Genomic DNA, 19,653 nt, shown 5'->3' on the forward strand with positions numbered 1-19,653 from the left:
CCCGACCTCCCAGACCTCCCCTCCGCCGCCGTGCCCGCCCACCGGTCTCGAGGTCGACCCACGGTGGGTCGACCTCGAGACGGGTACCTCGATCTCGTGATCCCGCGGACCACGGGTATCCCGCGGACTACAGGTACTGCCCGGTGCTCGTGACCGTGTCGATGGTGCGCGGCGTGCCGTCGCCGCCCTTCTTCTGGACGATCGTGCGGATGAAGACGATGCGCTCGCCCTTCTTGCCGCTGATGCGCGCCCAGTCGTCGGGGTTGGTGGTGTTGGGCAGGTCCTCGTTCTCCTTGAACTCGTCGACGCACGCCGACAGCAGGTGCTCCACCCGGATGCCGCGCTGCCCGGTGGACAGGAAGTCCTTGATCGCCGACTTCTTGGCCCGGTCCACGACGTTCTGGATCATGGCGCCGGAGTTGAAGTCCTTGAAGTAGAGGGTCTCCTTGTCGCCCGACGCGTACGTGACCTCGAGGAACTGGTTCTCCTCGTCCTCGGAGTACATGCGCTCCACCACGCTGCTGATCATCGCCCCGACGGCCTCGCTCTGGCTGCCGCCGTGCTCGGCCAGGTCGTCGGGGTGGATGGGCAGCTCGGGCGTGAGGTACTTGCCGAAGATCTCGGTGGCGCCCTCCGCGTCCGGCCGTTCGATCTTGATCTTCACGTCCAGGCGGCCCGGTCGCAGGATGGCGGGGTCGATCATGTCCTCGCGGTTCGACGCACCGATGACGATGACGTTGTCGAGCCGCTCGACGCCGTCGATCTCGGCGAGCAGCTGGGGAACGATCGTCGTCTCGACGTCCGACGAGAGCCCGGTGCCGCGGGTGCGGAACAGCGACTCCATCTCGTCGAAGAAGACGACGACGGGGGCGCCCTGCGTCGCCTTCTCGCGGGCGCGGGCGAAGATCAGGCGGATGTGCCGCTCCGTCTCGCCCACGTACTTGTTGAGCAGCTCCGGGCCCTTGACGTTGAGGAAGTAGCTCTTGGCCGTGGGGTCGCCGCCCTGCGCGCTGGCGACCATCCCGGCCAGCGAGCTGGCCACGGCCTTGGCGATGAGCGTCTTGCCGCACCCGGGCGGGCCGTACAGCAGCACGCCCTTGGGCGGCCTCAGCCCGTGCTCGCGGAAGAGGTCGGGGTGCGAGAAGGGCAGCTCGACGGCGTCGCGGATCTGCTCGATCTGCGGCCCCAGGCCGCCGATGTCCTCGTAGGCGATGTCGGGCACCTCCTCGAGGACGAGCTCCTCGACCTCCGACTTCGGCACGACCTCGTAGACGAACCCGCTGCGCACGTCGACCGTGAGCGCGTCGCCCACGCGCAGCTCGGCGTCGGCGACCGACCCGGCGAGGCGCACGACGCGCTCCTCGTCGGCCCGCCCGACGACGAGCACCCGCTCGGCGTCGAGCACCTCCTTGACGGTCACCAGCTCGCCGGTGCGCTCGTACCCGCCGACCTCGACGACGGTCATGGCCTCGTTGAGCTTGACCTCCTGGCCGGGGCGCAGCTCGGCGACGTCGAGGCCCGGGCTCGCCTGGACGTGCATCTTGCGGCCGGCCGACGAGATGTCGACGGAGCCGTCGTCGTGCGCGGCGAGGAACGTGGCGTACGTCCCCGGCGGCTTGGCGAGCTCGTCGATCTGGCCCTTGAGCTCCACGATCTGGTCGCGGGCGGCGCGGAGCGCCTCGGCGAGCCGCTCGTTCTTGGCGGCGAGGAGGGCGAGCTGTGCGTCGTGGCTCGGTCCGGTGGGCAGCGCCGGCTGCTCCGGTCGAGGCTCCGGGCGGACAGGGTTGTCGGACATCGCATCCCCTCTCGTGCGGCCCGGGTGACCACCTCCCCGGGCGGGAAGGCGTCCCCGGAGTACAGCACCCTAGACATCAACGCGGGCGTCCGGGGGTTCATTTCACGGAGCGGTCGCGAGGTTCACACGACCGAGACCTCCCGGTGACCTACGACGCCCCGGTGCGGGTGACGCGAGGTCAGCCCTGGGCGTCCTCGGGGGCGACGCCGAGGTCGCGCCGCACGCGGCGGATCTTCTTGTCCGACACGGCGCGCTCGCCCAGCTCCTCCTCCGACCACTCGGCGTCGGGCGCCGGGTACGAGCCCTTCGCGGGGCGGCGGGTGCGCTCGGGCGGGGTGACGCCGTCGGCGAGCCGGCGCGCGGTGATCAGGAAGCCGGTGTGCCCGATCATCCGGTGCTGCGGGCGCACCGCGAGGCCCTCGAGGTGCCAGCCGCGCACCATCGACTCCCACGCCTGCGGCTCGGCGAACCGGCCGTCGGTCCGCAGGTCCTCGGCCGTCCGGGACAGCTGGGTCGCCGTCGCGACGTAGCAGATCAGCACCCCGCCGGGCGCGAGCGCGCGGGCCACCGGGTCGACGTTCTCCCAGGGCGCCAGCATGTCCAGGACGACGCGGTCCACGCTGCCCGGCTCCGCGACCGTGGGCAGCACGTCCGCGAGGTCCCCGATCGAGAGGCGCCACGCCGGGTGCTCGCCGCCGAAGAACGACTCGACGTTGCCGCGGGCGATCGCCGCGAAGTCCTCGCGCCGCTCGATGGAGTGCAGCTCGCCGGCGTCGCCCACGGCGCGCAGCAGCGACATGGTCAGCGCTCCGGACCCGACGCCGGCCTCGACGACGCGCGCGCCCGGGAAGATGTCGGCCATCTGAACGATCTGGCCGGCGTCCTTGGGGTAGACGACGGCGGCGCCGCGCGGCATGGACAGCACGTAGTCGCTGAGCAGGGGCCGCAGGGCGAGGTACTCGACGCCCGCGGTGTTGGTCACGACCCACCCCTCGGGGCGGCCGATGAGGTCCTCGTGGCGGAAGTAGCCCTTGTGCGTGTGGAAGGTGCCGCCGGGCTTGAGCGTGATGGTGTGCAGGCGCCCCTTGGGGTCCGTGAGCTGCACGCGGTCGCCCTCGCGCAGCGGGCCGCGGCGCAGCTCGGCGCCCGTGGCACCGGCGGTCGACCCTTCGATCGGCCCCGTCGCCGGGGCGGCGGTCGGGCGGGTCTCGGGCGGGGTGGCGTCGGCGGAGGTCACGACGGGCGAGTCTACCGGCCCGCCTCCCGGCCCCTCATCGGCGGAGCGCGGCCGCGACCCGGGCGACGTCGAGCACGCCCGTCAGGCGTCCGGCGTCGACGACCGGCACCACGCGGGCCCCCGAGGAGCCGTGCGCGAGACGGTCGAGGAGGTCGTCGCCCTCGAGGTCCGGGCTCACCGCGGACCCGGGCGGGAACGGGACCACGACGGCCTCCACCGGCGTGGTGGCGGCCTGACCCGCGGGCACGCTCGCGACCGCTCCCGGGTCCACCCAGCCCACCGGCTCCCCCGCGGCGCCGACGACGGCGAGCACCGCGCCCGGGTGCCTCGCGGCCGCGTCGGAGACGCCCGCGACCGTGGTGGAGACCGGGATCACGGCGGCCGGTACGGCCAGGCCGCGCGCGGACAGCGTCGCGACACGGGCCCTGGTCTGCGCGCCCTTGATCGCGTCGCCCGCGCCGGACCACAGGAACGCGCCGATGAGCGCCGCCCACGCGACCGTCACCCACGACGGCCTCCGCCCCTCGAGCAGCGGCCACAGCAGCGCCACGACCAGCACGCCGACCGCCACCACCCGTCCGACCCAGCCCGCCACGAGCGTGCCCCGCGTGCGCGAGCCGGTCGCGCCCCAGACCGCGGACTCCAGGATCTGCCCGCCGTCCAGCGGCAGCCCCGGCACCAGGTTGAACAGCCCGACGAAGGCGTTCGAGAACGCGCCGGCCAGGAGCAGCGCCGTCACGACCGACGACGCAGGCTGCAGCAGGTAGACGACCCAGAACGCGGCAGCGAGGACGAGGTTGGTGAGCGGGCCGACCACGGCCACGAGGGCGCCGTCGAGCGGGCGCCCGCCCGATCCGGTGTACGCGGTGTGGCCGCCCCACAGCGTCAGCGCGATCTCGGTGACGCGGTGCCCGCGCGACCGCGCGACGAGGGCGTGCGCGACCTCGTGCAGGAACACGGACCCGAACAGGAGCAGCACGAACGCGGCGGCGACGACGAGCACCGCCGTCGTGCCCAGCTGGGGTGCGAACCACGTCCGCACCGAGGGCGCGAACACGAGGGTGAGGACGACGGCTCCGAGGAACCACGACGGGGTGACGAGGACGGGCGCGCCCGCGATGCGGCCGACCACCCATCCCCGGGAGCGAGAGGTCACCCGGTCAGGCTATCCGGGCAGGCTGGTCGCCGGCCGGTCATCACCGGTCGTGGGACGGCCTGTCACCCTCCGCCCGTAGGGTGGCGCGCATGACCACGACCGCCGCCCCGGACCCGTCGTCGACGGCCGTGCGGGCCCCGGCGCTGTCGCCGTCGCGCGCGGCCGACTTCATGCGCTGCCCGCTCCTGTTCCGGTTCCGGGTGGTCGACCGCCTGCCCGAGCCGCCCGCGTCCGCCGCCGCGCGCGGCACCCTGGTGCACGCCGTCCTCGAGCGGCTGTACGACGCGCCGCGGGGCGAGCGCACGCCGGAGGCCGCCGCCGCGCTGCTGCCGGTCGAGTGGGAGCGCCTCGTGGCCGCGGAGCCGCGGTACGCGTCCCTCTTCGACGAGGGCGGAGATGCGGCCGGCACCACGCCGGCCGCGTGGATCGGGCGGGCGCGCCGGCTCGTCGGCACGTACTTCACGCTGGAGGACCCCAACCGGCTGGAGCCTGCGTCGCGGGAGCTGCGTGTCGAGACCGCGCTCGACGACGGTCCGGTGCTGCGCGGGATCGTGGACCGGCTCGACGTGGCGCCGGACGGCGCGCTGCGGGTGGTCGACTACAAGACCGGCCGCGCGCCCGGGCCGGGCTTCGAGGGCTCGGCCCTGTTCCAGATGCGTTTCTACGGGCTGGTGCTGTGGCGCGAGCGGGGCGAGGTGCCGCGCATGCTGCAGCTGCTGTATCTCGGCGACGGCCAGGTGCTGCGCGCCGAGCCGCGCGAGCAGGAGCTCGAGGCCACGGAGACCAAGGTGCGCGCGCTGTGGTCGGCGATCCAGGACGCCGCCCGGACGGGCGACTGGCGCCCTCGCCCCGGCCGCCTCTGCGGGTGGTGCGCGCACCAGGCGCGGTGCCCCGCTTTCGGCGGCACGCCGCCCGTGATCCCTCCGGACGCGCTGCGCGAGCGGCTCGGGGTCGACGCCGTCAGCGCGTGAGGTCCACGACCTCGCCGGCGCCGATGCGCGCGAGCATCGCGACGTCGACCTTCTCCAGCGACGCGGCGCGGCTGAGCCCGTCCAGGTGCGGAACCGGCACGACCGCCTCGACCCCGAGGGTCGCGATGCCGGCCGCGCGCGCCGAGGCGATGCCCGTGGGCGAGTCCTCGATGGCCACGCACGCGGCCGCGTCGACACCGAGTCGCTCCGCCGCCACGAGGTAGGGCTCGGGGTCCGGCTTGCCGCGCGACACCTGGTCGCCGGTGACGAGCGTCGCGAACGCGCCGGCGGGGCCCCGCGAGACCACCTCCTGCGCGAAGGACGCGTAGCTCATCGTGACGAGAGCGCACGGCACGCCGGCGTCGGAGAGCGCGGTGAGGAGCTCCAGCGCGCCGGGCTGCCACGGCACCCGCTCGCGCACCTGCTCGACGACCCGGCCCAGCAGCCGGTCGACGATCTCGTCGAGGGGCAGGTCCACGCCGCCCTGGTCGCGCACGATCGCGGCGGAGACCGTCAGCGCGTTCCCGACCAGCTGCAGCGCCTGCTCGTGGGTCCAGGTGCCGCCGTGCTCCGCGACGAGCTCCTGCTCGGCCCGGATCCAGTACGGCTCGGTGTCCACGAGGGTGCCGTCCATGTCCCACAGGACGGCCGCGGGCAGGGTCGGCGCGGGGGTGTGCGGGGCGGGGGCGAGGGTCTCGGGCACCCGTCCATCGTACGGACGCCCCGCCGCCCGCCCGCCCGCGGTGCCCGTGACACGGGACACGTCGAGCGCCCCGGCCCACGGCCCCTGCTGTATACGCTGGACGGATGACGACCGAGCCGGAGACCACCGGGCGCCACGCCGCACGGCAGACCGTGATGATCGCCGCGTTCGAGGGGTGGAACGACGCCGGCAGCGCCGCCACCGCCGCCCTCGCCCACCTCGCCCACGTGTGGGACGCGCGCCAGGTGCGCGAGCTCGACCCCGAGGACTACCACGACTTCCAGGTGAACCGTCCGGTGATCGAGACCAGCCCGGACGGGGTGCGCAGCATCACCTGGCCGACCACGACCGTGTCCGTCGCGGAGCTGCCCGACCGCACGGTGGTGCTGGTGCACGGCATCGAGCCGTCGTTCCGGTGGCGCTCGTACAGCGCCGAGCTGCTGGACCTGGCTGCCGAGCTGGGCGTCCGCACGGTCGTGACGCTCGGCGCCCTGCTCGCCGACGTGCCGCACACCCGGCCCATCCCGATGACCGCCACCACCGAGAGCGACGGCCTGCAGGCGGTGCTCGACGTCGAGCCGAGCACGTACGAGGGCCCGACCGGCATCGTGGGCGTGCTGCAGCACGAGGCCGACCGCCGCGGGTTCCAGGCCGTGTCGCTGTGGGCCGCCGTCCCGCACTACGTGGCCAACCCGCCGTCGCCCAAGGCGACGCTCGCGATCCTCGCCCGCGTCGAGGAGCTCATCGCCGCGCCGGTGCCCCTCGGCGACCTGCCCGAGGACGCCGAGGCGTGGCAGCACGGCGTCGACGAGCTGGCCTCCGACGACGCCGAGATCGCCGAGTACGTGCAGCAGCTCGAGGAGGCGAAGGACACCGCCGACCTGCCCGAGGCGACGGGGGAGGCCATCGCGCGGGAGTTCGAGCGCTACCTGCGGCGGCGCGACGTCGGGGGCGACAAGGGCACCGACAAGGGCACCGACAAGGGCTGACGCCGGGTCCGCCCGGTCAGAGCCGGACGCCGAGGAGCGCGTTCACCGCGCGCGCCAGGACGCCGGGCGCGCCCTCGAGGTCGTCGGTCGTGTCCCGCCCGGGCGCGAGCGCGGTGTCGGCCCACGCGTCGACGGCGGCGAGCGCGGCGGGTCCGTCGAGGTCGTCCGCGAGCGCCGCGCGCAGCGCCGCCAGCGTCGCGGTCGCGTCGGGGCCGCCGTTGCCGGAGACGGCGGACCGCCAGCGCTCGAGCCGCGCGACGCCGGCCTCGAGGTCGGCGTCGGTCCACTCCCACTCCGTGCGGTACTGGTGCGCCAGCAGGGCGAGCCGGATCGCCATCGGGTCGACGCCGGCGCGGCGCAGCGCGGAGACGAACACGAGGTTGCCGCGCGACTTGCTCATCTTCTCGCCCTGGTAGGCCACCAGGCCGGCGTGCACGTGGACGCCGGCGCCGCCGCCGCCGAGCAGCCGGTCGTGCGAGGTCGACATCTCGTGGTGCGGGAACAGCAGGTCCGCTCCCCCGCCCTGCAGGTCGAACGGCAGGCCCAGACCGTCGCGGGCGATCACGGCGCACTCGATGTGCCAGCCGGGGCGGCCGGTGCCGAGCGTCGCGCCGTCCCACGCGGGCTCGCCCACGCGCTCGCGGCGCCACAGCAGCGGGTCCAGCGGGTTCTTCTTGCCCTCGCGGTCGGGGTCGCCCCCGCGCTCGGCGAAGAGCTCCGCCATGACCTGCGGGTCGAGGCGGGACACCTGCCCGAAGGCCGGGTCGGCGGACAGGTCGGCGTACACGTCGCCGAGACAGGGGTCGTCCCCGCCCGCGCCCGGCTCGACGGGGACCCGGTAGGCCGCGCCCTGGTCCAGGAGCTTCTCGACGGCGGCGACCACCTCGGGCACGGACTCGACGGCGCCGGTCCAGGTGGCGGGCGGCACCATGCCGAGGGCGGTCATGTCCTCGCGGAAGAGGGCCACCTGGTCGGCGGCGAGGTCCTGCCAGTCGACGCCCGTGGCGTCGGCGCGCTCGAGCAGCGGGTCGTCCACGTCGGTGACGTTCGAGACGAACGTCACCGCCTTGCCGGCGTCGAGCCACGCCCGGTGCAGCAGGTCGAACGCCAGGTAGGTGTTCGCGTGCCCGAGGTGGGTCGCGTCGTACGGCGTGATGCCGCAGACGTAGTAGCGGGCGGTGCCGCCCGGGGCCGGGTCCACGAGCCGTCCGGTGGTGCTGTCGTGCACCCGGACGGGGGTGCGGCGGCCGTCGGCCGGTTCGGGGAGCTCGGGGATCTGCGGGGCGGGCCAGGAACGCACGCGCCCAGGCTACCGGCCCTCCGGCGGGGCCGGGTCTCCCGGTCAGACGACGATCCCGCCGTTCGCGGTGAGCACGCCGGTCAGGAGCAGCACCACGACCACGGCGGCGAGGCCGAGGCGGTACCAGACGAACGGCATGAACGAGTGCGTGGTGATGAGCTTGAGGAAGCCGATGATGACGACGTACCCGACGACGAAGGCGACGAGCGTCGCCACCAGGGTCGCGCCGGCGCCGGGCGACCCCGGTGCCGGGTCCTCGCCCACCGACTTGGCGAGCTGGTAGAAGCCCGACATCAGCACCGCGGGGATGGCGAGCAGGAACGAGTAGTCCGCCGCCGCCTTGCGGGTGAAGCCCATGAGGAGCCCGGCCGTGATCGTGCCGCCGGAGCGCGACACGCCCGGGATGAGCGCGAGCGCCTGCGCGAAGCCGAACCCGATCGCGCGCTTCGGGTTGAGCTCGTCGAGCCGGCGGGTGCGCCGGCCGATCTTGTCCGCCAAGCCGAGCAGGAGGCCGAAGATGACGAGCGTCGTCACGGTGATCCAGAGGTTGCGCAGGTAGGTCTCGATCTGGTCCTGGAAGAGCAGGCCGAGCACGCCGATCGGGATCGAGCCGAGGGCGATGTACCAGGCCATCCGCGCCTGGTCGTCGTGCGCGCCCATCCGGGAGCGCCAGTCGCTGCCGTGCGTGCCCACGAGGGACTTCCACCAGGCGACGCAGATGTCCCGGATGGTGCGGCGGTAGTAGAGCAGCACGGCCGCCTCGGTGCCGATCTGCGTGATCGCCGTGAACGCGGCGCCGGGGTCGGTCCCGCCGAGCAGCTCTCCGACGATGCGCAGGTGCGCGCTCGACGAGATCGGCAGGAACTCGGTCAGGCCCTGGACCAGGCCGAGCAGGATCGCTTCCCAGGCATTCACGGGCGGTCACACTACCCGGACCAGCAGGGTTTCCCGGTAGCGTGGCCCGCCATGGAGCGTCGTCAGGTGGGCCGTACGGGCCTGCGCGTGTCCGAGCTCGGCCTGGGGACCATGACGTGGGGGCGGGACACCGACGATCTGGACGCGGCGGAGCAGCTGCGCGACTTCGTCGACGCGGGCGGCACGCTCGTCGACACCGCCGCGACGTACGGCGACGGCGACGCGGAGCGCGTGATCGGCTCGCTCCTGGACGGCAAGGTCTCCCGCGACGACGTCGTGCTGTGCACCAAGGGCGGCGTCCGGGCCGGCCGGGCGGGCGCCCGCGTCGACGCGTCGCGGGCGGGCCTGCTCGCCGACCTCGACGCCTCGCTCGCCCGTCTGGGCACCGACCACGTGGACCTCTTCCTCGTCGCCTGCCCCGACCCGGCGACCCCGCTCGCGGAGACCGTGTCCGCGCTGCGGCTGGCGGTGGCGTCCGGCCGGGCACGCTACGTGGGCCTGTCCAACCACCCTGGCTGGGCGTCCGCGCGGGCCGCGACGCTGCTGGAGACGGACGGCACCGGCCTGAGCGCCCTGGAGCTCGAGTACTCCCTGCTGCAGCGCGGCGCGGAGCGCGACGTCGTCCCGGCCGCCGACGCCCTCGGCCTCGGCCTGTTGGCGTGGTCACCGCTGGGGCGCGGGGTGCTCACCGGCAAGTACCGGCGGGCGATCCCGGCGGACTCCCGCGCGGCGTCGGCGCACCTCGCCGCGTTCGTCGACCCCTACCTGGACGCGGCCGCGTCGTCGGTCGTCGAGGCTGTGGCCACCGCGGCCGACGGGCTGGGGCGCGCGCCGCTCGAGGTCGCCCTCGCCTGGCTGCTGGCCCGCGACGCGGTCGCGAGCGCGGTCGTCGGGGCGCGGACGCCGGCCCAGCTGCGGGCGTCGCTCGCCGCCGTGGACCTCGACCTGCCGGGCGAGGTGCACGCCGCGCTCGACGACGTCTCCGCCCCGGAGATCGGCTACCCCGAGCGCTGGTAGGCCTGGCCGGGCTCGTCGACCGGACGGTCCTCGGACGCCCCGCCCTCGAGGTCGGTGTCCAGCTCGGCGTCGAGGTCGTCCTCGTCGTCGTCCTCGTCGTCGCCGTCCTCGTCGTCGCCGTCCTCGTCGTCGCCGTCGTCGAGGAAGAAGGGCGTGACCTCGGAGTAGACCTGCGCCAGCGCGTCCTCGTAGACCTCGAACGCGTCGGCCAGGACCTCGTAGGCGTCGTCGACCGCGGGGTCGTCGTCACCCCGCCGGGTCGACACCGCGTGGTAGTGGGCCTCGAGCGCGGCGACGAAGCGGTCCAGCGCGGCACGCGGGTCAGCGGTCATGCTCCGACCGTAGCGCCCCACGGGGCACAATGGGCAGACGAAAACCGCCCGCCAGCACTTCGGGAGGACAGCGGATGGCTTCGATCCCGTCGACGTCACAGGCGGACGAGCGCTCCGGCGCGCCGTCCGCCTGGCGCAAGCACGGACAGTACGAGTACCGCGTGCTGACCATCGACCGGGGCACCAGCGTCCCGGACGCCCGCAAGATGCTCACCGACGAGGCCGAGTACGGCCGGTGGGAGCTCGCGCGCACGCGGCTGTACATGGGCGGCGAACGCCGGGTGTGGCTGCGCCGCAAGATCATCAAGGTCAGCGCCACCTTCTGACCGGTGGACCGCCCCGAGCAGACGTTCCCGAGCAGACGTTCCCGAGCAGACATGGCCGACACGTTCCGCAAGTCGCGCCCGGACGCGCCGCCCGGGTTCTTCGCCACCGAGGCCGCGGGTCTGCGGTGGCTCGCCGTGCCGGGCGGCCCGCGGGTCGCCCGGGTACTGGGTCACGGCCCGGACCACCTCGACCTGGAGCGGGTCGAGGCTGCGCGCCCCGCGCCGGACGCCGCGCGCGACCTGGGCCGCCGTCTCGCGGTCCTGCACCGCGCGGGCGCCGACGGGTTCGGCGTCCTGCCGCCCGGGGCGGACCGCGGGTACTTCGGCCCCCTCGACGACCCCCTGACCCTGGCGGCCGGGACGTGGGGCGACTGGCCGGCGTTCTACGCGCACGCCCGCCTGCGTCCCGTCGTGGCGCAGGGCAGGGAGCGCGGCGTGCTCACGGCGCAGGACGCGGCCGCCGTCGAGCGGGTGTGCGGGCGCCTCGGCCTGCTCGCGGGCCCCGCCGCGCGCGAGGCGCCCGCCCGCGTGCACGGCGACCTGTGGTCGGGGAACGTGCTGTGGGCGCCCGGGCCGGCCGGGTCCGCGGAGGCGGTGCTCATCGACCCGGCCGCCCACGGCGGGCACCGGGAGGCCGACCTCGCCATGCTCGCGCTCTTCGGGGCGCCGCACCTGGACGAGATCCTCGCGGGCTACGAGGCGGCCTGGCCCCTCGCCCCCGGGTGGCGCGACCGTGTCCCGCTGCACCAGCTGTACCCGCTCGCGGTGCACGCCGTGCTCTTCGGCGGCGGGTACGTCGGGCAGACCCGCCGCCTGCTCGCCCGGCTGGGCGGCTGACGGCGGCGGTCAGCGGGCGGGGTCAGCGCGACGGGTCAGCAGTCGCGCAGCAGCCGGTCCAGCACGCGGGTGCCGAAGCGCAGCGACTCGACCGGCACGCGCTCGTCGACGCCGTGGAACATGCCGGAGAAGTCGAGGTCGGCGGGCAGCCGCAGGGGCGCGAACCCGTACCCGGTGATGCCGAGGCGGGAGAGCGACTTGTTGTCGGTGCCGCCCGACAGCGTGTACGGCAGCACCGTGGCCCCGGGGTCCTCGGCCAGGAGGGAGGCGACCATCGAGTCCACGAGGTCGCCGGAGAACGGCACCTCGAGGGCGGTGTCGGTGTGGATCGGCTCGACGCGCACGGTAGGCCCGGCCAGCTCGCGAAGCGTCGCCATCCCCTCCTCCTCGTGCCCGGGCAGGAGGCGCACGTCGACGGTGGCCTCGGCCCGGCCGGGGATGACGTTCGCCTTGTAGCCGGACTCGAGCTGCGTCGGGTTGGACGTGTGCCGCACCGTAGCGCCCACGAACTTGGCGGCCGGGCCGAGCGCCGCGACGAGCGCGTCGACCGCAGCGGGGTCCTCGCCGTCGAAGGGCAGACCGGTGAGGTCGGACACCCCGCGCAGCAGCTTCTCCACCGTCGGCGTGAGCGTGTACGGCCAGGGATGCTGCCCGATCCGCGCGACGGCCGCCGCGAGCTCGGTCACGGCGTTCTCCGTGTTGACCTGGGAGCCGTGCCCGGCCCGCCCGTCGGCGACGAGCCGCAGCCAGGCGAGCCCCTTCTCCGCCGTCTGCAGCAGGTACGCGCGCCGCCCGCCGACCTCCACCGAGAAGCCGCCCACCTCGCTGATCGCCTCGGTGGCGCCCTCGAAGAGCTCGGGCCGGTGCCGCACGGCCCACTGCGCGCCGCGCACGCCGCCCGCCTCCTCGTCGGCGAAGAAGGCGACGACGACGTCGCGCGCGGGGCGCCGGCCCTCGCGGACCATCTGCCGCACGACCGCGAGGATCATCGCGTCCATGTCCTTCATGTCGACGGCGCCGCGGCCCCACAGAAGGCCGTCGATCTCCTCGCCGCCGAACGGGTCGACCGTCCAGTCGTCGGCGGCCGCGGGCACCACGTCCGTGTGCCCGTGCAGCACCAGCGCGGGCCGGGACCGGTCGGCGCCCTCGAGCCGCGTCACGACCGACGTGCGGCCGGGCTCGGACTCGAACAGCTCCACCTCGAGCCCCACCTCGGTGAGGAGCCCGGCGACGAGCTCCGCAGCCTTCCGCTCCCCCGGCCCCTCGCCGTTGCCGTAGTTGGACGTGTCGATCCGCAGCAGGTCGCGGCAGATGCCCACCACCTCCTGCTCGGCGGTGGGGTGTGTCGACGGTGTGGTGCTCGGGAACGGGGCGGAGGGCTGGGGCGTCACCCGGACACCGTACCGGCGCCCGCGGGCGAAACGTTTAGCCGGGGTGACGGCGTCCGCACCGTGGACCACCGTCGTGCCCACACACCCACGGACCTCAAGGAGGAGGACCATCATGCGAAGACTCGCGGCATCCCTCGCGGCCACCGTGCTGGCCGCCGTCGGCCTCGTGGCCGTCGTCGGGCAGCCGGCGGCCGCCCACGGGGCCGAGGTGTTCCCCGGCTCCCGGCAGTACCTGTGCTGGGTGGACGCGCAGACCGCGACCGGGCAGCTCGACCCGTCGAACCCCGCCTGCGCGGATGCGCTCGCGCAGAGCGGCCCGAACGCGTACTACAACTGGTTCGGCAACCTGGACTCGAACGGCGCCGGCCGCACCGAGGGCTACATCCCGGACGGGACCATCTGCTCCGGCGGCGACCGCGGCCCGTACGACTTCTCCGCGTTCAACGCGCCCCGCACCGACTGGCCGACGACGCACCTCACCGCCGGCGAGACGTACGAGTTCCAGCACAACAACTGGGCCGAGCACCCGGGCCGGTTCGACGTCTACGTGACCCGCGAGGGCTTCGACCCGACACAGCCGCTCGGCTGGGCGGACCTCGAGCTGGTCGACTCCGTGACGGACCCGCCGGACACCGGCGGCCCGGGCGGCGACAACTACTACTACTGGGACGTCACCCTGCCCGCGGACCGGACCGGCGAGCACATCGTGTTCACGCACTGGGTGCGCTCGGACAGCAGCGAGAACTTCTACAGCTGCTCGGACGTCGCGTTCGACGGCGGCGACGGCGAGGTGACCGGCATCGACGGGGAGACCGATCCCGACCCCGACCCCACGGACCCGCCCGAGGTGTGCCCGGACGAGGTTCCGGGCACACCGCTCGGCGAGCTGTCCGCCACCTCCGTGACCGCCACGAAGGCCCACATCATGTGGGGCGCGGGGACGACGGGGTGCGTCACCGGCTACGACGTGATCGACGTCGCGACGGGCGAGATCCTCGCCTCCACGGACGGAGTCCCGATGATCGACGTGACCGGGCTCGAACCCGGGACCACGTACGAGGTGGCGGTCCGAGCACGCAACGACAACACCGGTGAGGTCTCGGAGCCCACGGCCTCCGTGACCTTCACGACCCTCACCGAGGACGAGGACCCGGGGACCGACCCCGACCCCGGAGCCTGCACGGCCACGTTCAGCACCACGAACTCGTGGTCGGGCGGCTACCAGGGCGAGATCGTGGTGACCGCCGGCGACGCCGCGCTCGACGGCTGGCAGGTCGCCGCCGACGGCATCACCACGTCGAACATCTGGGGCGGCGCACTCGCCGACGGTGTCATCTCCCCGGCCGCGTGGAACGCCACGCTCGGCGCGGGACAGAGCACGACGGTGGGCTTCATCGGCACCGGGACGGCCCCGGCCGACGGCGAGCTCGCCTGTTCCTGACCCGTCGCCCACGACGTGTCACGCGTGAGGAGCGCGGCGGTCGGTCTGCAGCAGCCGGCCGTCGCGCTCCAGCCGCAGCTCGGCGTCGAGGCCGAGCCGGCCCAGGAACGACCGGTCGTGGCTCACCACGAGCAGCGCGCCCCGATAGGCGGCCAGCGCCTGCACGAGCTGGTCCGTGCTGGCGATGTCGAGGTTGTTGGTGGGCTCGTCGAGCACGAGCAGCTGCGCCGGCGGGTCGGCGAGCAGCAGCCGCGCCAGGGCGACGCGGAACCGCTCGCCGCCGGACAGCGTCGCGACCGGCCGGCCCACCTGGTCGCCGCGCACGAGGAAGCGCGCGAGCCGGTTGCGCAGCTCCCCGGGCGCCACGTCCGGCGCGCCGGCCCGCACGGCGTCGAGCACCGTCTGGTCGTCGTCGAGCACGTCGAGCCGCTGCGGCAGGTAGGCGACCCGGTCGGTGAGCGCTTCGGCGACCGCGCTTGTCCCCACGTCGGTGCCCACGGGGACCACCCCGACGAGCCGCTCCAGCAACGTCGTCTTGCCGACGCCGTTGGGTCCGGTCAGCGCCACGCGCTCCGGCCCGGCGAGCACGACCTCGCGGCCGTCCGTGCCCCGCAGGACGGCCAGCCGGCGGCCCGCGGGCACGTCCGGGTCGGGCAGGTCGACGACGATGCGGTCGTCGTCGCGCACGGACAGCTCGGCGGCCTCGAGGGCCGCCCGGGCGTCGGCCTCCTTCCCGGCGGCCTGGCCGCGCCGCGCGGCCTGCGACTTCTCGGCGGAGTTGCGCCGGTCGTTGATCTGCGCCTTGACGTACCGACGCTCGACGACGTCCTTGCGGCCCCGGCGCTCGGAGTGCGCGATGCGCTCCTCGGCCTTGATGCGCTCGCGCTTCTCGCGTCGCAGGACCTGCTCGGCGTCGCGCAGGGCGGCGCGCGCCGCGTCCTGCTGCGCCGCCAGGTGCTCCTCGTACTGCGCGTACGTGCCGCCGTACGTGGTCAGCGAGCCGGTGCGCAGCTCCGCGGTCTCGTCGACCAGCTCGAGCAGCTCCCGGTCGTGCGAGACGACGACCAGCGCGCCGCGCCACGTGCGCACGAGCTCGTGCAGCCGCTCGCGGGCATCGCCGTCGAGGTTGTTCGTGGGCTCGTCCAGGAGCGCCACGTCCGCGCCGCGCAGCCGCACGCCCGTGACGGCGACGAGCATCGCCTCGCCGCCCGAGAGGGTGCCGACCGGGCGGTCGAGCACGCCGTCGGCGGACGGGAGGCCCGTGCCGGCGAGCTCGGCGAGGGCGCGCTCCTCGACGTCCCAGCCGTCGCCGACGACGTCGAAGAGCGCCGCGAGCTCCGCCTCGGGCGCGGTGCCGTCCGTGATGGCGCGCACCGCGTCGACGACGTCGCGCACGCCCAGCAGGTCCGCGACCGTGGCGTCGGTGTCGAGGGTGAGGCGCTGCGGCAGGTAGTCCGCGACACCGGACACGCTGATCGACCCGGACGTCGGGCGCAGCCGGCCCGCCACGAGGCGCAGCAGGGTGGACTTGCCCGCGCCGTTGAGGCCGACCAGGCCGGTGCGGCCGCGGGAGAAGGCGCCGGACACGCCGGCGATCGGGGTGGCCCCGTCGGGCCAGGAGAAGGTGAGGTCGTGCAGGACGACGGAGGGGTGGGGAGCGGGCACGGAGGACTCCAGCGGTGCGGGGGTACGGCGGACGGCGGGTGCGTCGACGCCGCTCCCCCGGGCCGTTCGTGCGGCCGGCGGGGAGCCTCGGGGTCGACGCGTCAGGCGGTCGTCCGGATGCCCGTCATCGCCGTGGTGCGCCTCTCGTCCTGGTGCCGTCCCCTCTCACACGCGGCGGTGGCCGCGGGGACGGCGTCGATGCTACCCGACCTCGCGGCGGGGTCCACCTGATTCGCCCGCGGGCGTGCCGCGGCCGCGCAGCCAGGTCTCGAACGCCTCTCGCGACGTCAGCCGCGGCACGTACAGCTCGGCCTTGAGGCGCGCGTTGTCGAGCACCGGCCGGTAGCGCAGGAACCCGACACGCTCCGGCCCGTGCACCGTGAGGCGCAGCGCGTGCCCGACCCGCAGGGCGGCGGCGAGCGCCCACGCCGGGACGTCGAGCGTGCGCCGGCCCAGGCGTGCCGCGATGTCGGCCACGGTCACCACGCCGTCCCCGCACACGTTGAACGTGCCGTTGGTGGCCCCCGTCGCGCCCGCGACGACGGCGCCGGTCACGTCGTCGACCCAGGCGAAGACGAACGGGCTCTCCGAGCCGCGCACCCGCAGGAGCCGGCGCGCCTCCCACAGGGCCGTGATCTGGTTGTCCACCCCCGGGCCGAGGATCGTCCCGATGCGCAGCACGACCTGCCCCAGGCCGGGATGGTCGGTGCGGTAGCGGGCGAGCATCTCCTCGACCTCGCGCTTGTGCCGCGAGTACGTGAACTCCTCGTTGCCGCGCACGGGGTCGGTCTCGCGCAGCGGCACCGGGTTGTCCGCGTGGTAGCCGTAGGCCGCGCCGGACGAGGAGATCACCACCCGGCGCACGCCCGCGGCCACGCAGGCGTCGAGGACGTTGCGGGTGCCGTCGACGTCGACGGCGCGCTCCGTCGCCTCGTCGAGCGTGCCGGGGTTCACGATCGCGGCGAGGTGCACCACCGTGTCGACGTCGTGCGCCTCGATCACGCGGCGTACCGACGCCGGGTCCGTGACGTCCAGACGCTCCCACGTCGCGCCGTCGGGCACGCGCGCCTCGCGCAGGTCGCCCGCGACGACGTGCGCGACGTCGTCGTGCGCCGTCAGCGCCGCGACGGCGTGCGACCCGAGGAAGCCCGCACCGCCGGTGACCAGGACGCGCGTCATGCGGCCACCTCCTCCCGGGCCGCGCGGGCCCGGGACCGTCGCGCCCAGAACGTCGCCAGGGCCAGCCCCGCGACGATGTCCCAGATGCCCCACCAGCCGGCGACGACGGCCATACCGCCCAGCCCGCCGAAGAACGTGAACACGAGGCCGAGCCCGAGGCCGGCGTTGCGGATGCCGACCTCGAACGTCACCGCCTTCACCTCGCGCGGCGCGAGCCGCCCGGCGCGGCCCGCGAGGTAGCCCAGGCCGAGGGCCGCGGCGTCGTGCAGGAACACGGCCAGCAGGACCACGCCGATGTACGCGACGAAGACCGCGAAGTTGCCCGCGAGCGCCGCGACGATGAAGCCGACCAGCGCCACGAGGCTGGCCCAGCGCACCGGGCGGTGCACCCGCGCGGCGAGCGCCGGCCAGCGCGTGCGCACGAGCATCCCGGCCGCGAACGGCACGCCGATGACCAGGAGGATCTCGAGCAGCATCTGCCCCGCGTCGAGCCGCACGTCGGTGAGGATGGCGCTCGCCGTCGGGTGCAGCGACCCCCACAGGGCGAGGTTGAGCGGCATGGCGACGATGTAGATCGCGTTGCCGACGGCGGTGAGCGACAGGGACAGCGCGACGTTGCCCCCCGAGCGGTGCGTGAGCACCTGGGACACGTTCCCGGGCGGGCAGCACGCGACGAGGATCATCCCGAGGGCGACGGACGCCTGCACGTCGAGCAGCAGGGTGAGCCCGAAGGTCACGGCGGGCAGCGCCACGAGCTGCGCGAGCAGCGCGAGCACCGCCGCCCGCGGGGCGTTGCGCAGCGCCCGGAAGTCCGCGGGCGACGTGTCGAGCGCGATGCCCAGCATGATGAGCCCGAGCACGAGGTCCAGGGCGACCATCGACCCGGGCGCGAAGCTCACGGCGACGTCGTCGATGTTCATGCCGCGCTCTCCGCGGCCGGAGCGAGCTCGTCGGCCAGGCGCCGCACGGTGCGGCGGTAGGCGTCCTTGTTCACGTAGTAGCTCATCCGCTCCAGCCCGAGGTAGCGGTAGCCGCCCGTCAGGTCCGGCCACGGCTCGGTCAGGCGACGGCGGAAGCGCACCGCCCGCTCCCGGGCGGCCACGTCGCCGTCGTCGGCGGCCGCCACGGTCGCGAGGTAGCGCGCCACCAGCTCGGCCTGCTCGGCACGGCCCTGCCAGCCGATGCCCGACGCCTCGAGCATCCCGACGACGAACAGGCCGTTGCCCGACGGCGGCACGATGTTGCAGAACAGCCGCGGCGCCGTCCCGGAGCCCGGCCCCGCCCACGCGAGATGGCGCGGGTCGAGGAACGGGTAGTCGAGCCGGTACCCGGTGGCGAGCAGCACGAGGTCGTAGTCGGCGTGGCTGCCGTCGGCGAAGTGCACCGTCCGCCCGTCGCACCGGGCGACGTCGGCCCGCACCCGCAGGTCGCCCTGGCCGGCGTGCTGCAGCACGAGCGAGTTCACCACGGGGTGCGACTCGTAGATCTTGTGGTCCGGCTCCGGGAAGCCGAAGCGGTGCGGGTCGCCGTTCAGCAGCCGCAGCAGGCGCGAGTCGACGGCCTGCTTGACCCGCGCGGGCAGCGGCCGGCCCTGGTTGAGGGTGTCCGTGGGGCGGCCCAGCAGGTACCGCGGGACGAACCAGTACCCGCGCCGCACCGACAGGTCGACCGACGCGGCGCGGTGCACGGCATCGACCGCGATGTCGCAGCCGGAGTTGCCGCCCCCGACGACGAGCACCCGCCTGCCCGCGAACACGTCCGCGCTCTTGTAGGCGCTCGAGTGCAGCACCTCCCCGTCGAACGTGCCGGGCAGGGTGGGGACGTTCGGCTCGGCGAGCGTGCCGTTGGCGACGACGACGTGCGAGTACGTGCGCTCGACGGCGTCGTCGGCTCCCGCCCCCGGGCCCGACCCGGCGGGCACGGATCGCACCGTCCAGCCGCTGCGGCCGCTGTCGTCGCCGCCCGCCGGCTCGACGGCGACCACGCGCGTGCCGAAGCGGAACCGGTCGCGCAGGCCGAACTCGTCCGCGTAGGCGCGGAAGTAGCGCAGCAGCTCGCGATGGCTCGGGTAGTCGGCCGCCGAGTCCATCGGCAGCTCGTCGAACTGGGTCGTGGTGCGCGAGGAGATGAGGTGCGCCGACTCGTAGACCGTCGAGCGCGGGTTGTCGATGTCCCACAGCCCGCCGACGTCTGTGTGGGCCTCGTACCCGTCGAAGGCGAGCCCGGCGCGGTCCAGCGCCCGCGCGGCGGCCAGGCCCGAGGGCCCCGCCCCGATCACCGCGACCCGTCGTTCGAGCCCCATCGCCAGCCTCCATGCTCCCGGCGCGCGCCGTGCGTGCCTCGATCCGCGCCCTTGCGCGCAGGGAGCATACGGTCTGGCCGCCGCGCCACCCAAAGCC

At 74.7% G+C, this 19,653-nt stretch carries 18 protein-coding genes; 6 read left to right on the forward strand and 12 right to left on the reverse strand.

The window, feature by feature from the left end; all coding sequences use genetic code 11:
- Nucleotides 1–127 precede the first annotated feature (127 nt).
- The 3 genes from arc to ABZ493_RS16490 form a co-directional block, all read right to left on the reverse strand.
- Entirely contained in the window at nucleotides 128–1,795 is a 1,668-nt protein-coding gene (gene arc, locus ABZ493_RS16480) for a proteasome ATPase (protein ID WP_430583233.1), read from the reverse strand.
- Between the two features lie 178 nt (nucleotides 1,796–1,973).
- The gene (locus ABZ493_RS16485) at nucleotides 1,974–2,969 is read right to left on the reverse strand and encodes a tRNA (adenine-N1)-methyltransferase (RefSeq protein WP_430583285.1); all 996 of its coding nucleotides are present in this window, start codon (nucleotides 2,967–2,969) and stop codon (nucleotides 1,974–1,976) included.
- Nucleotides 2,970–3,066: 97 nt separating this feature from the next.
- The gene (locus ABZ493_RS16490; protein WP_430583234.1) at nucleotides 3,067–4,188 is read right to left on the reverse strand and encodes a site-2 protease family protein; all 1,122 of its coding nucleotides are present in this window, start codon (nucleotides 4,186–4,188) and stop codon (nucleotides 3,067–3,069) included.
- 89 nt (nucleotides 4,189–4,277) lie between these two features.
- On the opposite strand from ABZ493_RS16490, the gene ABZ493_RS16495 reads away from it, so the two are divergent.
- Nucleotides 4,278–5,159, forward strand: coding sequence for a PD-(D/E)XK nuclease family protein (locus ABZ493_RS16495; RefSeq protein ID WP_430583235.1), 882 nt, complete (start codon nucleotides 4,278–4,280; stop codon nucleotides 5,157–5,159).
- Here the strand turns inward: ABZ493_RS16495 and ABZ493_RS16500 are convergent.
- Nucleotides 5,149–5,862 carry an HAD family phosphatase gene (locus ABZ493_RS16500; RefSeq protein ID WP_430583236.1) on the reverse strand — a complete coding sequence of 238 codons (714 nt, stop codon included), beginning with the start codon at nucleotides 5,860–5,862 and terminating at the stop codon, nucleotides 5,149–5,151. The two genes, ABZ493_RS16495 and ABZ493_RS16500, sit on opposite strands and share 11 nt — an antisense overlap.
- 104 nt (nucleotides 5,863–5,966) lie before the next feature.
- Between ABZ493_RS16500 and ABZ493_RS16505 the strand changes: the two genes are divergently transcribed.
- The gene (locus tag ABZ493_RS16505) at nucleotides 5,967–6,851 is read left to right on the forward strand and encodes a PAC2 family protein (RefSeq protein ID WP_430583237.1); all 885 of its coding nucleotides are present in this window, start codon (nucleotides 5,967–5,969) and stop codon (nucleotides 6,849–6,851) included.
- 16 nt (nucleotides 6,852–6,867) lie between these two features.
- On the opposite strand, the gene mshC is transcribed toward ABZ493_RS16505, so the two are convergent.
- On the reverse strand, nucleotides 6,868–8,151 hold the full coding sequence (mshC, locus tag ABZ493_RS16510) for a cysteine--1-D-myo-inosityl 2-amino-2-deoxy-alpha-D-glucopyranoside ligase (protein ID WP_430583238.1): 1,284 nt from the start codon (nucleotides 8,149–8,151) through the stop codon (nucleotides 6,868–6,870).
- A 42-nt stretch (nucleotides 8,152–8,193) separates the two neighbouring features.
- The gene (locus tag ABZ493_RS16515) at nucleotides 8,194–9,066 is read right to left on the reverse strand and encodes an undecaprenyl-diphosphate phosphatase (RefSeq protein ID WP_430583239.1); all 873 of its coding nucleotides are present in this window, start codon (nucleotides 9,064–9,066) and stop codon (nucleotides 8,194–8,196) included.
- 51 nt (nucleotides 9,067–9,117) lie between these two features.
- Between ABZ493_RS16515 and ABZ493_RS16520 the strand changes: the two genes are divergently transcribed.
- Entirely contained in the window at nucleotides 9,118–10,083 is a 966-nt protein-coding gene (locus tag ABZ493_RS16520) for an aldo/keto reductase (RefSeq protein WP_430583240.1), read from the forward strand.
- On the opposite strand, the gene ABZ493_RS16525 is transcribed toward ABZ493_RS16520, so the two are convergent.
- Nucleotides 10,065–10,415 (reverse strand): primosomal protein, encoded by a 351-nt coding sequence (locus ABZ493_RS16525; protein WP_430583241.1) that lies wholly within the window; start codon nucleotides 10,413–10,415, stop codon nucleotides 10,065–10,067. The two genes, ABZ493_RS16520 and ABZ493_RS16525, sit on opposite strands and share 19 nt — an antisense overlap.
- A gap of 74 nt (nucleotides 10,416–10,489) precedes the next feature.
- Between ABZ493_RS16525 and ABZ493_RS16530 the strand changes: the two genes are divergently transcribed.
- Together ABZ493_RS16530 and ABZ493_RS16535 are read left to right on the forward strand one after the other, a co-directional pair.
- Nucleotides 10,490–10,741: a DUF5703 family protein gene (locus ABZ493_RS16530; RefSeq protein ID WP_430583242.1), complete on the forward strand. Its 252-nt coding sequence runs from the start codon at nucleotides 10,490–10,492 to the stop codon at nucleotides 10,739–10,741.
- 51 nt (nucleotides 10,742–10,792) lie between these two features.
- Entirely contained in the window at nucleotides 10,793–11,578 is a 786-nt protein-coding gene (locus tag ABZ493_RS16535) for a fructosamine kinase family protein (RefSeq protein ID WP_430583243.1), read from the forward strand.
- A gap of 35 nt (nucleotides 11,579–11,613) precedes the next feature.
- Here the strand turns inward: ABZ493_RS16535 and ABZ493_RS16540 are convergent, their stop codons facing one another.
- Entirely contained in the window at nucleotides 11,614–12,969 is a 1,356-nt protein-coding gene (locus tag ABZ493_RS16540; protein WP_430583244.1) for a M20/M25/M40 family metallo-hydrolase, read from the reverse strand.
- A 112-nt stretch (nucleotides 12,970–13,081) separates the two neighbouring features.
- Here ABZ493_RS16540 and ABZ493_RS16545 point away from each other — a divergent pair, with 112 nt between their 5' ends.
- On the forward strand, nucleotides 13,082–14,410 hold the full coding sequence (locus ABZ493_RS16545) for a lytic polysaccharide monooxygenase (protein WP_430583245.1): 1,329 nt from the start codon (nucleotides 13,082–13,084) through the stop codon (nucleotides 14,408–14,410).
- A gap of 18 nt (nucleotides 14,411–14,428) precedes the next feature.
- Here ABZ493_RS16545 and ABZ493_RS16550 read toward each other — a convergent pair whose 3' ends face one another.
- The 4 genes from ABZ493_RS16550 to ABZ493_RS16565 all read right to left on the reverse strand — a co-directional run bounded on the left by ABZ493_RS16550 (nucleotide 14,429) and on the right by ABZ493_RS16565 (nucleotide 19,556).
- Complete coding sequence (locus tag ABZ493_RS16550) at nucleotides 14,429–16,075, reverse strand: ABC-F family ATP-binding cassette domain-containing protein (protein ID WP_430583246.1); 1,647 nt, start codon at nucleotides 16,073–16,075, stop codon at nucleotides 14,429–14,431.
- A gap of 201 nt (nucleotides 16,076–16,276) precedes the next feature.
- Entirely contained in the window at nucleotides 16,277–17,254 is a 978-nt protein-coding gene (locus ABZ493_RS16555) for an SDR family oxidoreductase (protein WP_430583247.1), read from the reverse strand.
- A complete protein-coding gene (locus tag ABZ493_RS16560) occupies nucleotides 17,251–18,174 on the reverse strand; it encodes a bile acid:sodium symporter (protein ID WP_430583248.1) in 924 nt (307 codons plus the stop codon). The genes ABZ493_RS16555 and ABZ493_RS16560 overlap by 4 nt, the downstream gene beginning before the upstream one ends.
- Nucleotides 18,171–19,556 carry an NAD(P)/FAD-dependent oxidoreductase gene (locus tag ABZ493_RS16565; protein ID WP_430583249.1) on the reverse strand — a complete coding sequence of 462 codons (1,386 nt, stop codon included), beginning with the start codon at nucleotides 19,554–19,556 and terminating at the stop codon, nucleotides 18,171–18,173. Before ABZ493_RS16565 ends, ABZ493_RS16560 begins: the two co-directional genes overlap by 4 nt.
- Nucleotides 19,557–19,653 lie beyond the last annotated feature (97 nt).

This window comes from Isoptericola sp. NPDC019482 (assembly GCF_040632295.1).
Taxonomy (GTDB): domain Bacteria; phylum Actinomycetota; class Actinomycetes; order Actinomycetales; family Cellulomonadaceae; genus Isoptericola.

What these genes read in the sequence shown, in the direction of transcription:
- ABZ493_RS16520 (WP_430583240.1), top strand. Translation starts at nt 9,118, where the DNA reads ATGGAGCGTCGTCAGGTGGGCCGTACGGGCCTGCGCGTGTCCGAGCTC.
- arc (WP_430583233.1), bottom strand. Translation starts at nt 1,795, where the DNA reads ATGTCCGACAACCCTGTCCGCCCGGAGCCTCGACCGGAGCAGCCGGCG.
- ABZ493_RS16525 (WP_430583241.1), bottom strand. Translation starts at nt 10,415, where the DNA reads ATGACCGCTGACCCGCGTGCCGCGCTGGACCGCTTCGTCGCCGCGCTC.
- ABZ493_RS16535 (WP_430583243.1), top strand. Translation starts at nt 10,793, where the DNA reads ATGGCCGACACGTTCCGCAAGTCGCGCCCGGACGCGCCGCCCGGGTTC.
- ABZ493_RS16530 (WP_430583242.1), top strand. Translation starts at nt 10,490, where the DNA reads ATGGCTTCGATCCCGTCGACGTCACAGGCGGACGAGCGCTCCGGCGCG.
- ABZ493_RS16545 (WP_430583245.1), top strand. Translation starts at nt 13,082, where the DNA reads ATGCGAAGACTCGCGGCATCCCTCGCGGCCACCGTGCTGGCCGCCGTC.
- ABZ493_RS16565 (WP_430583249.1), bottom strand. Translation starts at nt 19,556, where the DNA reads ATGGGGCTCGAACGACGGGTCGCGGTGATCGGGGCGGGGCCCTCGGGC.
- ABZ493_RS16560 (WP_430583248.1), bottom strand. Translation starts at nt 18,174, where the DNA reads ATGAACATCGACGACGTCGCCGTGAGCTTCGCGCCCGGGTCGATGGTC.
- ABZ493_RS16495 (WP_430583235.1), top strand. Translation starts at nt 4,278, where the DNA reads ATGACCACGACCGCCGCCCCGGACCCGTCGTCGACGGCCGTGCGGGCC.
- ABZ493_RS16505 (WP_430583237.1), top strand. Translation starts at nt 5,967, where the DNA reads ATGACGACCGAGCCGGAGACCACCGGGCGCCACGCCGCACGGCAGACC.
- ABZ493_RS16555 (WP_430583247.1), bottom strand. Translation starts at nt 17,254, where the DNA reads ATGACGCGCGTCCTGGTCACCGGCGGTGCGGGCTTCCTCGGGTCGCAC.